Raw genomic sequence first — 14,870 nt, 5'->3', positions numbered from 1 at the left:
ATAGTAAACATCCAGAGGAAAATCTCTGGATGTTTTTACATATGTTGCAAACGCTCAATCCGTTCTGAGATTGGCGGATGAGTATAAAAGAGTTTTTGTAACCCACCTCGTTTTTGAGGATCGTTGATGTAAAGTGCACTGCTAGCATCATCCACATGACGACTCATAGGCTGACTATGGTCCAGCTTACGAAGGGCATTGATCATACCTTGAGGATTACGAGTCAACTCCACACTGGAAGCATCTGCTAAAAATTCTCGTTGACGAGAGATGGCTAGTTGTACCAAAGTTGCTGCTAGGGGAGCCAAAACAATTGCTAGGAGAGAAACGACTAGCATAACAATTTCAAGTCCCCCGTTATCACGGTCATCGCTTCTACGACCACGACCTGCACCTCCCCACCACATCATGCGTCCAGCCATACTTGATAAAAGTGTAATCGCACTGGCAAGGGCAACCGCAATAGTAGAAATACGAATATCATAGTTACGAATGTGACTGACTTCATGGCCAATAACCGCCTCTAACTCTTCACGATTCATAATCGCAAGGAGTCCTGACGTTGCTGCTACCGCTGCATTTTGGGGATTTGAGCCTGTTGCAAAGGCATTTAAGCTAGCATCTTCGATGATAAAGACACGTGGCATGGGGATTTGCGCCACCATAGCCATATCTTCCACAACATGATAGAGAGTTGGTTCCGTCTGCTCATTCACCTCACGCGCACCATTCATGCTCATGACTATCTCTGTTGATTGAAAAATCATGGAGAATGCATAGACTAAGCCGATAATTAAGGCTAGAACCATACCTCCTATTCCTGATCTCATAAAGAGATAACCAACCGCATAGCCGAGCAAGGCTAAAAGGAGAAAGAATACTAGTAGTAAAATCCAAGTTCTTCGCTTATTACTCGCAATTTGATCATACAACATTCTAGTCACCTAAACCACTAAAATCGACTTTAGGTACTACCTTTTCTTCTTCAGGAGTTTGAAGGAAGTCAGCCACTTTAAAACCAAAGAGTCCAGCAACTAGGTTACTTGGGAATGTTTCTAATTTAACATTATAGTTGCTAACAACACTATTGTAGAGTTGGCGAGAGTATGAGATTTTATTTTCAGTATTGGTCAACTCCTCTTGCAATTTAGCAAAGTTGCCACTCGCTTTTAGGTCTGGATAATTTTCTGCAACAGCAAAAATTCCTGATACCTGGCGTGAAAGGGCATCACTAGCTCTCATAGCTTCTGCCGGTGATGTTGCAGCGGCTACTTGATTGCGAAGCTCTGCAACTCTTTCAAGTGTTGAACCTTCATACTTTGCATATCCCTTTACAGTCTCAATCAAGTTTGGCAAGAGATCGTTACGACGTTTCAACTGAACATCAATCTGACTCCATGCCTCCTTAGTTTGCATGCGATTTTTAACCAATCCATTATAGGTAAGAATCACAAAGATACCAATAAGAGCAAGAACTCCAAGAATAATCCAATTCATCTGATATCTCCTTTCTGTTTTTAGATTAGTACCAGTATATCAAATTTCTATCTTTTTGTGGTAAAATAAGATGATACTAAAGAAGGAAACTACTATGAAACCAGAAACTTTTTACACATTACTTGCTGAACAAAATATTATTCTTTCTGACCAGCAAAAAGTTCAATTTGAGCGTTATTTTGAACTCTTGGTTGAATGGAATGAAAAAATCAACCTGACTGCTATTACAGAAAAAGAAGAAGTCTATCTCAAACACTTCTATGATTCCATAGCTCCTATTTTACAGGGATTGATTGAAAACCAGCCCATTAAACTCTTAGACATCGGTGCTGGAGCAGGTTTTCCTAGCCTTCCTATGAAGATCATTTATCCTCAGCTAGATGTGACTATTATTGATTCCCTCAATAAACGAATTAACTTTCTTAATCTATTAGCCCAAGAACTAGGTTTAGAAAATGTTCACTTTTATCATGGACGTGCCGAAGACTTCGCACAAGATAAGAACTTCCGTACTCAGTTTGATATTGTTACGGCTCGTGCTGTTGCCCGTATGCAGATATTATCTGAGTTGACTATCCCCTACCTGAAAGTCGGAGGAACATTGCTAGCACTTAAGGCAAGTAATGCTCCTGAGGAATTAACTGAAGCTAAAAATGCCCTCAATCTTCTCTTTAGTAAGGTTGAAGAAAATCTCAGTTACACACTTCCTAACGGAGACCCTCGCTTTATCACTATTGTTGAAAAGAAAAAGGAAACTCCAAACAAATATCCAAGAAAAGCAGGTATGCCTAACAAACGTCCGCTTTAGAAAGATTAAAAATCTGCAAACTCACACCTCGCTTTCTTATTTCAACGCTCGGGAAAAAATGATTTACAAAATCATACCTCGCTTTCTTATTTCAAAGCTTGGGAAAAAATGATTTACAAAATCATACCTCGCTTTCTTATTTCAAAGCTTGGGAAAAAATGATTTACAAAATCATACCTCGCTTTCTTATTTCAAAGCTTGGGAAAAAATGATTTACAAAATCATTTTTTTCTGCTATACTATCCTAAGCAAAGGTTTTTAATGTCATCCCGTGAGGTGACGAAGGCGCAGATCTATATAAAACTCTTTAAAACTTGATAAAGGAGTCTTGTTTTAGAGAGGTCTTACTCTGGGAGCCTATTGCTATAAAATAATGGGCTCTTTTTTGATGCCCAAAAGTGAGGTTAATATGAAACAGGAATCAACTGTTGATTTGTTATTAGACGTTGACCAACGTCCTTCAGCTGGAAAGGGAATTCTTCTTAGCTTCCAGCACGTATTTGCCATGTTTGGTGCAACCATCTTGGTACCTTTGATCTTGGGAATGCCTGTATCGGTTGCCCTTTTTGCATCAGGTGTAGGAACACTCATTTACATGATCTCTACTGGCTTTAAAGTTCCAGTTTATCTGGGTTCTTCTTTTGCCTTTATCACAGCTATGTCACTTGCCATGAAAGAAATGGGAGGCGATGTATCTGCTGCTCAGACAGGGGTTATCCTGACTGGTTTTGTTTATGTCCTTGTTGCTGCAAGTGTTCGCTTTGCAGGTACAAAATGGATCGACAAACTCTTACCTCCAATCATTATCGGTCCTATGATCATCGTTATCGGTCTTGGACTTGCAGGTTCAGCTGTTACCAACGCTGGTCTTGTAGCTGACGGAAACTGGAAAAACGCTCTTGTAGCCGTTGTTACTTTCTTGATTGCTGCCTTTATCAATACAAAAGGAAAAGGCTTCCTACGAATCATCCCATTCCTTTTTGCCATTATCGGTGGTTACCTCTTTGCCCTAGCTCTCGGCTTAGTTGATTTCACTCCTGTTCTTGAAGCTAACTGGTTTGAAATCCCTGGTTTCTACCTACCATTCAATACAGGTGGTGCATTCAAACAATACGATCTATACTTCGGTCCTGAAACAATTGCCATCTTACCAATCGCAATCGTAACGATTTCTGAACATATCGGAGACCATACCGTTTTAGGTCAAATCTGTGGACGCCAATTCTTGAAAGAACCTGGTCTACACCGTACTCTTCTTGGTGATGGTATCGCAACTTCAGTTTCTGCCTTCCTCGGTGGACCAGCAAATACAACTTACGGTGAAAATACAGGGGTTATCGGTATGACTCGTATCGCTTCTGTCTCAGTTATCCGTAACGCTGCCTTTATCGCAATTGCCCTCAGCTTCCTTGGTAAATTTACTGCTTTGATTTCAACAATTCCAAACGCTGTACTTGGTGGTATGTCAATCCTTCTTTACGGAGTTATCGCCAGCAACGGTTTGAAAGTCTTGATTAAAGAACGTGTTGATTTCGGTCAAATGCGTAACCTTATCATCGCAAGTGCCATGTTGGTACTTGGACTTGGTGGCGCAATCCTTAAACTCGGTCCAGTGACACTTTCAGGAACTGCTCTTTCAGCTATGACAGGTATCCTCTTAAACCTAATCTTGCCATACGAAAACAAAGACTAATCCATATAGAATCAACAAGAGGTCGGGACCGAAATCCCGACCTCGTTTTTATGAACAAGAAGACTTTGATACAGTGACTCATTTGACTGTTGTCAAAAAGTTTGATTTTTTAATTTCCCCAAGCAATCAAGAGATACAAGAGACTTGAACCAAACATATCTGCTAGAGCATGCATGAGAAAAAATGGCAGTAAATTCTTGACTACATACTTGTACAAGAAATAATAAAAGAGACCATAAACAAGCCCAATCACCAAGGCCCAGAGTAAGCCTTGATAGGTATGGAAAGAAATCCGTATAATTACCGAATAGACTAGAGCCAACCACTTGTGCTCTTCTTTTACTGAAGTCAACAAGCCCAAGAAGAAAAATTCTTCATAAAAACCATTTAGTAAAGCATAGCAAATCGCCATCGGCGTTAAAGCCATGAATTTTCGAATGATTTCCATAGGGTCTATAAAAGGAATTAGTTGAGGATTGAAATAATTATACTCACCACTAAGGGTTGTAATGATATCACCGAATATCCCAACTACAGCAAAGATAAGGGGAACCCAAATTAAAACAGACCAGCTCCAACGTATAGGAAGCTGTTTAAAATCATAATTTCGAATCACAAGATAAAGGAAGGTAATCCCTAACATCATCAATTGAAAATTGAAATTACTAGAATAGGCTGCCCCATCACTTGCTACATTTGTCGTAGTCTCTGCGACGCTAGTAAGAGTTAAAGGCGACAAACTCCCCATAAATTGTTGGGGAGAACGAATGATAAACTCTCCAAACATTAGAACAGTAACGATTAAGATATCAAACTATTTTAAGTATTTTCAAGGTCTAGCAGGATGAATACTTTGTAGAAACTTCATATTCCCTCCTTATCTTTAATATAGTGGATTGAAATAAGATATGAACAGAGAGATTAGGAAATTCAAACTAATTTCTAGAAATATTTTTAGCAGTTGTAGTGTACTGTTCTAGATTCAATATACTATAATATGGATTGATTATAAAAAAATTATATGAACCAACTTGCTGGAAGATTAAAAAACAGCCTTATCAAAGACTGTTTTAATACATTAAACGGAATGATGTTTCTTTTCAAGCATTAAATCCTGCAATGAAATAATTGTTACAGCTAATAAAATCATAGCCATTCCAATAAAATCTATCGGATAGAAAATATCTCCCATAATCATGAAGGCAAAAAATACTGCCGAGATAGGCTCAATCGAAGCCAAAAGGCTAGACTTGACTGGTCCTATCATACTGGCTCCCTTGAGGAAGGCTGTATAGGCAAAGACTGTTCCAATCAGAATGATGCCGGCAAAAGCTAGAAAGATATCAAAAGATATGGGAATACTGGCCCCGATAAGCCCCGTAAAAGGTACTGCTAGTATACCTGAAATGGTCATTCCAACACCAATAACCAATATGCTCCCCCATTTTTGAATCAATTTTATAGGTAAAATGATATAAAGAGCATAGGTCAGGGCCGAGAACAAACCCCAAAATAGACCAGCTAGAGTCATCGAGAGTTGATCCAATTGCCCATGGGTTGCAATGAGAAAGGTCCCACCTATAGCTAAAAACATAGAGATGATTTCTGAAAGCGTCGGAGCCACCTTATCCTTGATACAAGTGTAAGCAAGGATTCCAACTGGACAGACATACTGGAGAACTGTCGCTGTCCCAGCATTTGTCTCCTGAATAGCTGATAGATAAGCTAATTGATTTAGAAAAAGACCAAATAAAGAAAATAACAAGAGAGAAAACAGACTTGATTTATCCTTCAGAAAGGCCATAAATTTATCCCTCGATTTAGTATAGGCCAGAAGAACCAAGAGTAATCCAGCGATTATCAAACGGATATTGGTCAGAACGAGGGCTGAAATCCCGTGAACCATCAAGTACTGACCACTGGTTCCCGATAAGCCCCAGGCAATACCTGCAATGACTGTATAAAGAGTTCCTTTTAAAGCTTTTGACATACTTCCTCCCTAGTCTGCCTCTCGAATCAAGTCCATGACCTGATTACGATCCAAAATCCATTGAGCACGCTCATCTTTTTCATAAGTTCGGTTAGATAGAAAAATTGCCGCCTCTTGCTTCTTACGATTCCACATGATAAAGGTCCCAGTATAGCCTGTATGGTCCAGCCAATCACCTTCAAGATTCCAGGCCAATGAGCGTTCTTTATCACTCAGATCCGAAAAATTCTGACTCAATCCTTCAGCAAAATCATCCTGCAAATAATGCTCTAAGAAGATTTTTAAATCATGAACTGTTGAAAACAAGCCTGCACTACCTGCGTGTTTCCCAAGCAAACGAGCCTTGGGATCATGGACCACTCCTGCTTTCTGTCCACGGACCGTTGGAACAGCACGGCTAACTGGACCAAACTGAGTTTCCTTCATTCCCCAAGGATCCAAAACTTGCTCTTGTAAAATCTGATCCAAGTCCTTTTCAAAATAGTTTTCCAAGAGAAAACCTAGCAAGAGAAAATGCACATCCGAGTAGAGAAAGGCTCTCTTCTCTCGGCGATTCAAATGATACATGGCATTCCTCAACTGGTCTTCTGAGAGCTGATCCCTATTTGGGATAAAAGGATCCAAATCCGTCGCATGCGTTAGGAGTTGACGAACAGTGATGTCTGGATAATCTACTTCTGGAAGATAGTCTCTTATGGAGTTATCAAGCTCAATCTTACCTTCCTTCCACAAGAAAGATAAGACTGTTCCTACTCCAACAACCTTGCTGACACTTGCCAAATCATAGACCAAGCCCTCACGAGTCTGCTCACCAATTTCTGGATTTGCTTCTCCTAGATACCAGTCAGACCAAACGCCATCCTGATAATATGCAAAAGAGGCACCAGGATAAATCCCTGCCTCAATTTGTTGCTTTATTTTTTGAATGATTTTTTGTTTCATACTGCTTCAAACCACAATTCAATATTGTTGGTATCCTTAGTTAGGAAAAACTTCTCCGATTTTGGAATAAAGTAACCAGCTTCTTTAAAACGCTGACGCAATACAGCAAGATCCAGATTCTCTACTTGAAATTTCAACATGGACAAGTCCCAAGTTATATTATTTTCAACCAGTAAATCGCTCCCTTGAGCTTGATTAAAAGCTAGTCGGTTTTCGATTTCTTCTTTTTCAAGTAGGCTAGCTGTCTTTTCTGGCAAGTTGATTTCCACCGAGATTTCAAAGGCTGTCAAATATCTCAGTTTCTCATCTATTGAAAAAGTGACTTCTTCCTCAACTTTTTTCAAATCTTTGATATTATCTTCAGCATGAATAAGAATACAATCCCCTTCTGGAGAAAGAAGCTCAAAAGCATATCCCTTAGCTCCCTTATAGAGTTGAGAAATTTCTTCCATTCTAGCTAGTAGTGCTTCAATCTCAGATGGCTTCTCTACCTTTACAAGTAATCTAGCTAATTTTTTAATCCCTTCAACCTTACGGCTCCTCATACTCGGTGACTCTTCTAAAACTAACTTTTCAATGCCTGACTGGTCTCCTAGTGATAAGAAGGCTGACTCTTCAAGCAAAGGTTTCATCCCCAAAGTCTCAATATAAAATGATTCATTTAGATTTCTATTATTTACCTTTAGCGTCGGGATCATACGCTTTATTTGATTTACAATCATAAATTCCTCCAACACTTTTTATTTTAAAGGATTTTATCTTTTTTTACAAGTTATTCAATAAAAAACTTTAACTATATTAACTCCTTAAATAAATCAACCCCTTCTGCTAATAGAAGGGGGACTGGTTTGTTTTTACTAAAATACCTTATTTAGTCTTTCCAAGCTAATTCTGCTTGGAGACCATAATGGTCGCTCACCTGTGGGCTGTTTTTACCATCAAAGACCACGTGAAGGTTTTCTACCTGCATATCCTTTGTCGTAAAGATATAATCGATTCGAAGAGGTTCGCTGTTTCCCTTCCAACCATCAATTTCAGGTGGAACGGTGTAGCTACCACTTCTTTCTTTTGCAGCTTCAAATGCATCTTGTAAGTTTAGTGGACTAGCTAAAATAGCTTGGTAGCCCTCTTGACCTGCAGGATTATTAAAATCACCTGCTAGCAAGAGTGGCTTATTCAATTCTTTCAGAACTGCTTCAAAGCGCGCCCATTCCTCTTGAAAGCCTTTATCCCACCAAGAGAGATGGACACTGGCAACTGCAAGTTCTTTACCTTCAACTACTGTCTCTGCTAGAGCAACACGACGAGTGTGGTAATCTGTCGGATCATCGACATCTGAAACCAAAATTTCACGAGCTTCAATTGGTGTTTTAGATAGGATTGCCACACCCTCATGATAGCGATCATAACCGATATGGTTGTAGGCCCAAGTCCAATAATAGTTTTGACCTTGCTCAGCCAACTTCTCTACCAAAAGTCGCACATAGTGGTCTTGATGAATCGGCTCAGCCGATGGTAATGGCTGATAAAGTGCACCAGCTTCTACTTGCGCTGAGGTGATTTCCTGGTTGATTTCCTGAAAACAAATCAAATCATAACTGTTTTTAAGTATATCTTGAAGTAAAAGTTGGAACTTTTGTTCAGGATCTTTTTCCATCCAACTATGGGTATTGAGTGTTAAAAACTTCATGCTTTTCTCCTATAAACAAGAGGTTGGAAACAGCTTCCAACCTCCTAAATATTACAATTCTACTTTTGCAACTGCTGTTTTAGCAGCAAGAGAACCTGTTTGTTCTAATTTAACTGATTTGATCGCATCACCATTTGTGAAGACAACTACTGTTGAAGTTTCGCGTCCTGCTGCACGGATAGCATCCAAGTCAGCTGTGACAAGAAGATCACCTGCCGCAACTTTTTGTCCTTCAGCAACATGAACTGTAAATGGTTTTCCTTCAAGACTTACTGTGTCCAAACCAATGTGAACAAGTACTTCAAGGCCTGCTTCAGTCACAAGACCAAGAGCGTGTTTAGTTGGGAAGATACTTGATACAGTACCTGATACTGGAGATACAATGTTTCCGTTTGCTGGTTCCACCGCAAATCCATCACCCATCATTTTTTGAGCAAATACTGGATCCTTTACTTGTTCCAAGGCAACCACTTGACCGTCAGCAACTGAATAAACTTCTTCAGTTACACCTTTATATACAACAGCATTTTTAGAAGATGATGCCATTTGACTTGGAAGAGTTTCAGGAATCACTTCACCTGAGTCAAGAAGGTCTTGAATATCTGATTTCAAAACATCAGCTTTAGGTCCATAGATAGCTTGGACACCTTGCCCTTTCATGACAAGTCCCATAGCTCCTTCAGCTTTCCATTGTTCTTCTGTTCCGACTTTTTCAGCGTCTTTTACAGTAACACGAAGACGAGTCATACATGCGTCAACGTCAACGATGTTAGCACGTCCACCAAGAAGGTTGATGATGTTAACAGCTTGAGAAGCTTCTGCAACTTTTGACTCACCAGAAGCAGCAGATTCTGATGAACCTTCAGCAGTTTCGTAGTTTCCGTTACGTCCTGGAGTAGCATAGTTGAATTTTTGAATCATGAAGTTGGCGATGAAGTACATGATAACTGCAAATAGCGCTGTTACCCAGATAAAGTTAATAATATCCATACCAAGACCCGCATTGATCGCCATTGGTGTACGAGTCAAGAATTCGATAGAACCGAATGAGTGCATACGCAGGTTAACCACGTCAGCCATAGCAAAGGCAGCACCTTGAACTACTGAATAAACAAGATACATAGGTGTTGCAACAAACATGAACATATATTCAATTGGCTCAGTAACACCAGTCAAGAAAGTTGCAAGAGCTGTCGCAATCATCATTCCTTTGTATTGGTGTTTCTTGTCTGCTTCAACATTACGGTAAATAGCAACAGCCACACCCATCAAAATACCGAATGAACCAATCATTTGTCCAACTTTGAAACGAGCTGGATGTACTGTATCTAACAAGTGTTGGTATTGACTAGCATCAGTACCTTTAAGGTTTACAAGGTCTGTTACCCATGCAAGCCAAAGTGGGTCTTGACCAAATACTTGAGTACCTTTAGCTGCACCAGTTAAAATGTCATAAGTACCACCAAGAGCTGTGTAGTTCATTGGGATAGTCAACATGTGGTGAAGACCAAATGGCAAGAGCAAGCGTTCCAAAGTACCATACAAGAATGGTGCAAGGATTGGAGCAGTTTCTTGTGAGTTGGCAATCCAGATACCGAAGTTGTTGATACCTGTCTGAATCAGTGGCCAGAAAGCTGAAAGAAGAATTGCAGCGATTGCTGAGCGAAGAATAACTACAAATGGTACAAAACGTTTCCCGTTAAAGAATGAAAGTGCATCAGGAAGTTTACGGAAGTTGTAGTATTTGTTAAAAGCAGTCGCTCCAACAAAACCTGAGATAATCCCTACAAATACCCCCATGTTAAGGGCTGGAGCCTCAAGTACGCTAATGAAGTAATCAGAAACCTTGATAGATCCACCAAAGATTGTTGAAACCATAGCGTTAGGATCCTTCAACATATCCCCTGATACACCGAAGATTGTACCAGTGATACGGTTAATAAGGATAAATGCAAGACCTGCCGCAAAAGCACCACCAGCACGTTCCTTAGCCCAGCTTCCTCCAATAGCAAGGGCAAACAAAATATGAAGGTTACCGATAACTCCCCAACCAATTTGCTCTAGTACGCCACCAGTAATAACTAGGGGAGCAAGGTTTGGGTCAATCATTGCAAGTGACTTACCGATTGAAATCATCAATCCAGCCGCTGGCATAACAGCGATAACCACCATTAGAGCCTTACCGAATTTCTGCCAAAATTCGAAAGACAAGACATTTTTGAATGTATCTTTCATCATTCAAATCTCCTTTATATTTATTCGGCAAACGTTTTACGAAAACGTTTGCGCATGTTTATGTTTTAATTTTACCACTTTTTATTTTTTTGTAAAGGCTTTTATAAAAAAAATTTGACTTTTTCTTTCACTTCACTTTCTGGTAGGCTATCTCTTACTGACCATTTTTGAGTTTACTGCCATTTTTTGTTATAATATTAGCTATGAAATCCTATAATACCTTGAATGATTATTATCGAAATTTATTTGGAGAAAAGACTTTTAAAGTCCCTATTGATGCTGGCTTTGATTGTCCCAATCGCGATGGAACTGTAGCACATGGGGGCTGTACTTTTTGCACGGTTTCCGGTTCTGGAGATGCAATCGTTGCTCCTGATGCTCCTATCCGCGAGCAATTCTATAAGGAAATTGACTTTATGCACCGTAAGTGGCCAGATGTTAAAAAGTATTTGGTTTACTTCCAAAATTTTACCAATACTCATGAAAAGCTGGAAGTGATTCGCGAGCGCTATGAACAAGCAATCAACGAGCCTGGGGTTGTCGGCATCAATATCGGAACTCGACCAGATTGCCTTTCTGATGAGACAATTGAATACTTGGCAGAATTATCAGAGCGAATGCATGTTACCGTAGAGTTAGGCTTACAAACTACTTATGAAGAAACTTCAGAATTGATTAACCGCGCCCACTCCTATGAACTCTACGTGGAGACAGTCAAACGACTTCGAAAGTATCCGAAGATTGAGATTGTTGCCCATTTGATCAATGGTTTGCCCGGTGAAACTCATGAAATGATGGTGGAAAACGTTCGGCGTTGTGTAAGGGACAATGATATCCAAGGGATTAAACTTCACCTACTTCACCTCATGACCAACACTCGGATGCAAAGGGATTATCATGAAGGTCGTTTGCAGCTCATGAGTCAGGATGAATATGTCAAGGTCATCTGTGACCAACTAGAAATTATTCCCAAGCATATTGTCATCCATCGGATTACGGGTGATGCGCCTAGGGATATGCTGATTGGTCCTATGTGGAGTCTCAATAAATGGGAAGTTCTAAATAGCATTGAGGCTGAAATGAGACGACGCGGTAGCGTCCAAGGATGCAAGGCTGTAAAACAGGAGTTTATGAATGAAAAGACCACTTGAAATGGCGCATGATTTTCTTGCCCAAGTCATCACCCAAGAGGATATTGTCGTTGATGCGACCATGGGAAATGGCCACGATACCCTTTTTCTTGCCAAGTTAGCTAAACAAGTCTATGCTTTTGACATCCAGGAACAAGCTCTAGAAAAGACTAGTCAACGTCTACAAGAAGCTGGTTTGACCAACGCAGAATTAATCCTACAAGGTCATGAAACCGTGGATCAGTTTGTAACCGAGGTGAAAGCAGCTATCTTTAATCTTGGTTATCTTCCTTCAGCTGATAAAAGCATTATCACCCAACCTCAAACAACTATTAAAGCACTGGATAAACTTTGCCAAATGCTAGTTAAAGGTGGACGAATAGCCATCATGATTTATTACGGGCATGAAGGCGGAGATATTGAACGGGATGCAGTCATGGATTTTGTCAGTCACTTACCACAACAAGAATATACTGCTACGATCTATCGCACTCTCAACCAGATCAACAATCCACCGTTTTTAGTCATGATTGAAAAATTAGAAAGGTATCTACATGGATAAACAATACCTACGAGATAAAATAGAAGCTCTACGTCACAACTTTGTCGAATCAACTCAACATGAACGGGCAGTTGGTATGTTAGATGAAGCTCATATGAGCAAGAAGATGCTGAAAATCAAAAAAAAAATGATAACACTTGAAATGGAGCGTTGTCAGAAGAAAATCGAGCACAAGGACTGCTCGAAAATTGATCAAAAAATCCAAGAACAAAAGGAACTTTTTGAAGCTTGTCGAAAACAAAAATAAGGAGGTAGAAGATGGATTTACTTTTTTATCTCTTGATATTTTTACTTGTTCTCATTGTTTCGAGTACGACCAATAAACTTCTTTCCTTCCTACCCATGCCCCTGATTCAGATTCTTCTGGGAATCGGACTTGGTCTTTGCTTACCCAACAACCAATATCACTTAGATACTGAGTTGTTTCTAGCTTTAGTCATTGGTCCACTACTCTTTCGTGAAGCTCAAGAAGCAGATGTAACCTCTATCCTAAAGCACTGGAGAATCGTTCTCTATCTAATTTTCCCTGTCATCTTTATATCTACTCTAAGTATGGGAGGACTTGCCCATGTTCTTTGGGCGAGCTTACCATTAGCTGCCTGCCTAGCCGTAGGGGCTGCACTTGGTCCTACTGACCTGGTTGCCTTTGCTTCCCTTTCTGAACGATTTACCTTTCCAAAACGAATTTCAAATATCTTAAAAGGGGAAGGCCTGTTAAATGACGCTTCTGGGCTAATTGCTTTTCGTGTTGCTCTCATCGCATGGACAACGGGAACCTTTTCAATCGCTCAAGCAGGAATTTCCCTAGCTATTTCCATCATGGGAGGGTTTGCAGTCGGCTTTATAACAGCCTTAATCAATCGTTTCCTCCATACTTTTCTACTCAGTGTTCGGGCTACTGATATAGCCAGTGAACTTCTGTTAGATCTCAGTTTACCACTTTTAACATTCTTCATCGCTGAAGAGATTCACGTTTCTGGAATTATCGCAGTCGTTGTCGCTGGTATTTTAAAAGCCAGTCGTTTTAAAAAAATCAATCTGCTTGAAGCCCAGGTTGATACTGTTACCGAGACCGTTTGGCACACTGTAACCTTTATGCTCAATGGTTCTGTCTTCGTACTGTTAGGAATGGAACTGGAGATGATTGCGGAGCCAATTCTGAAGAGTGCTTTTTATAACAATGTGCTTCTTCTCATCACTATCTTCCTCTTAACCTTCCTACTCTTTGCCATCCGATTTTTAATGATTTACGGCTTTTACGCGTTTCGAATAAAGAAACTTCAAAAAAGTCTCCACAAGTATGTCAAAGATATGCTTCTCCTTACCTTTTCTGGAGTTAAGGGAACAGTTTCTATTGCTACTATCCTCTTGATACCGTCTAACTTAGAGCAGGAATATCCGCTCCTTCTCTTCCTCGTAGCTGGTGTAACCCTGGTCAGTTTTCTTACTGGTTTATTGGTCTTGCCACACCTTTCTGAAGAGCAAGAGCCATCTAAGGATCATCTCATGCACATCGCTATCCTAAATGATGTTGCAATGGAGTTAGAGAGAGATCTGGACCATACTAAAAACAAGGTTCCACTCTATGCTGCGATTGATAACTATCATGGACGGATTGAAAATCTCATCCTCAGCCAAGAAAATAAAGAAATCCAAGAAGACTGGGAAGCTCTTAAACTCTTGATTCTCAGTATCGAGAACGATGGTTTGGAACAGGCTTATGAAGAGGGCAAAATCGGTGAAAGAGGTTATCGTGTTTATCAACGGTACTTGAAAAGCATGGAAAAAAATATTAAGCGAAACTTTGCTTCTCACCTAACCTACTACTTCCTTGTTTCTATTCGGATTGTACGTTTTCTCCTACACGAGTTGCTCACATTTGGCAAACCCCTCCGTTCCTTGAAGAACAAAGAAACCCAAAGACTTCTGGCCATTGACTATGACCAGATTGCTGAACTCTATCTAGCCAACACTGAAATCATCATCGAAAGTTTGGAAAACCTCAAAGGGATTTATAAGAGTTCTTTAATTAGCTTTATGCAGGAATCGCGTCTCCGTGAAACCAGTCATATTACCAGTGGTGCCTTTGTGGAACGGGTTATCAATCGTATCAAACCCAATAATATCGACGAAATGTTGAGAGGATACTATCTAGAACGTAAGTCTATCTTTGAATACGAGAAACAAAAACTTATTTCAGCCCAGTATGCTAAAAAACTGCGACAAAATGTGAACAACCTAGAAACCTATTCTCTAAAAGAATCAGCCAACACACTGCCTTATGATATGATGGAATTAGTTCGCAGAAATTAAGATTTAGGTT

The 14,870-nt window shown here is 39.9% G+C and carries 14 protein-coding genes; 6 read left to right on the top strand and 8 right to left on the bottom strand.

Annotation, left to right across the window (positions count from 1 at the left end; genetic code table 11):
- Positions 1-35: 35 nt before the first annotated feature.
- Together htpX and QEZ38_RS03655 are read right to left on the bottom strand one after the other, a co-directional pair.
- A complete protein-coding gene (htpX, locus tag QEZ38_RS03660) occupies positions 36-935 on the bottom strand; it encodes a zinc metalloprotease HtpX (protein ID WP_281335078.1) in 900 nt (299 codons plus the stop codon).
- Between the two features lies 1 nt (position 936).
- Positions 937-1,497: a LemA family protein gene (locus tag QEZ38_RS03655; protein ID WP_281335077.1), complete on the bottom strand. Its 561-nt coding sequence runs from the start codon at positions 1,495-1,497 to the stop codon at positions 937-939.
- A 94-nt stretch (positions 1,498-1,591) separates the two neighbouring features.
- Between QEZ38_RS03655 and rsmG the strand changes: the two genes are divergently transcribed.
- Positions 1,592-2,305 (top strand): 16S rRNA (guanine(527)-N(7))-methyltransferase RsmG, encoded by a 714-nt coding sequence (gene rsmG, locus QEZ38_RS03650; RefSeq protein WP_281335076.1) that lies wholly within the window; start codon positions 1,592-1,594, stop codon positions 2,303-2,305.
- 409 nt (positions 2,306-2,714) lie between these two features.
- A complete protein-coding gene (locus QEZ38_RS03645; protein WP_075231856.1) occupies positions 2,715-3,998 on the top strand; it encodes a uracil-xanthine permease family protein in 1,284 nt (427 codons plus the stop codon).
- Between the two features lie 109 nt (positions 3,999-4,107).
- On the opposite strand, the gene QEZ38_RS03640 is transcribed toward QEZ38_RS03645, so the two are convergent.
- The 6 genes from QEZ38_RS03640 to QEZ38_RS03615 all read right to left on the bottom strand — a co-directional run bounded on the left by QEZ38_RS03640 (position 4,108) and on the right by QEZ38_RS03615 (position 10,858).
- Positions 4,108-4,806 carry a CPBP family intramembrane glutamic endopeptidase gene (locus tag QEZ38_RS03640; RefSeq protein ID WP_261676350.1) on the bottom strand — a complete coding sequence of 233 codons (699 nt, stop codon included), beginning with the start codon at positions 4,804-4,806 and terminating at the stop codon, positions 4,108-4,110.
- Between the two features lie 270 nt (positions 4,807-5,076).
- On the bottom strand, positions 5,077-5,988 hold the full coding sequence (locus QEZ38_RS03635) for a DMT family transporter (protein ID WP_075231839.1): 912 nt from the start codon (positions 5,986-5,988) through the stop codon (positions 5,077-5,079).
- Between the two features lie 9 nt (positions 5,989-5,997).
- The gene (locus tag QEZ38_RS03630) at positions 5,998-6,930 is read right to left on the bottom strand and encodes a serine hydrolase domain-containing protein (protein WP_075231838.1); all 933 of its coding nucleotides are present in this window, start codon (positions 6,928-6,930) and stop codon (positions 5,998-6,000) included.
- On the bottom strand, positions 6,927-7,652 hold the full coding sequence (locus tag QEZ38_RS03625) for a CppA N-terminal domain-containing protein (protein ID WP_281335075.1): 726 nt from the start codon (positions 7,650-7,652) through the stop codon (positions 6,927-6,929). Before QEZ38_RS03625 ends, QEZ38_RS03630 begins: the two co-directional genes overlap by 4 nt.
- Before the next feature lie 149 nt (positions 7,653-7,801).
- The gene (locus QEZ38_RS03620) at positions 7,802-8,620 is read right to left on the bottom strand and encodes an endonuclease/exonuclease/phosphatase family protein (protein WP_153225620.1); all 819 of its coding nucleotides are present in this window, start codon (positions 8,618-8,620) and stop codon (positions 7,802-7,804) included.
- A gap of 51 nt (positions 8,621-8,671) precedes the next feature.
- On the bottom strand, positions 8,672-10,858 hold the full coding sequence (locus QEZ38_RS03615; protein WP_281335074.1) for a PTS transporter subunit IIBC: 2,187 nt from the start codon (positions 10,856-10,858) through the stop codon (positions 8,672-8,674).
- Between the two features lie 200 nt (positions 10,859-11,058).
- Between QEZ38_RS03615 and mnmL the strand changes: the two genes are divergently transcribed.
- The 4 genes from mnmL to QEZ38_RS03595 are packed head-to-tail and all read left to right on the top strand — an operon-like array spanning position 11,059 to position 14,860.
- Positions 11,059-12,006 (top strand): tRNA modification radical SAM protein MnmL/YtqA, encoded by a 948-nt coding sequence (gene mnmL, locus QEZ38_RS03610; RefSeq protein ID WP_281335073.1) that lies wholly within the window; start codon positions 11,059-11,061, stop codon positions 12,004-12,006.
- Positions 11,990-12,547 carry a tRNA 5-(aminomethyl)-2-thiouridylate-methyltransferase MnmM gene (gene mnmM, locus QEZ38_RS03605; RefSeq protein WP_281335072.1) on the top strand — a complete coding sequence of 186 codons (558 nt, stop codon included), beginning with the start codon at positions 11,990-11,992 and terminating at the stop codon, positions 12,545-12,547. Before mnmL ends, mnmM begins: the two co-directional genes overlap by 17 nt.
- On the top strand, positions 12,540-12,794 hold the full coding sequence (locus QEZ38_RS03600; RefSeq protein ID WP_075231833.1) for a hypothetical protein: 255 nt from the start codon (positions 12,540-12,542) through the stop codon (positions 12,792-12,794). Before mnmM ends, QEZ38_RS03600 begins: the two co-directional genes overlap by 8 nt.
- Before the next feature lie 11 nt (positions 12,795-12,805).
- Complete coding sequence (locus QEZ38_RS03595) at positions 12,806-14,860, top strand: cation:proton antiporter (protein WP_281335071.1); 2,055 nt, start codon at positions 12,806-12,808, stop codon at positions 14,858-14,860.
- The last annotated feature ends 10 nt before the right edge of the window (positions 14,861-14,870 follow it).

The sequence above is a fragment of the Streptococcus taonis genome (assembly GCF_029948085.1).
Lineage (GTDB): Bacteria > Bacillota > Bacilli > Lactobacillales > Streptococcaceae > Streptococcus > Streptococcus taonis.
Note: the sequence above shows the minus strand (reverse complement) of the source record. Positions and strands in the feature narration are given on the sequence as shown.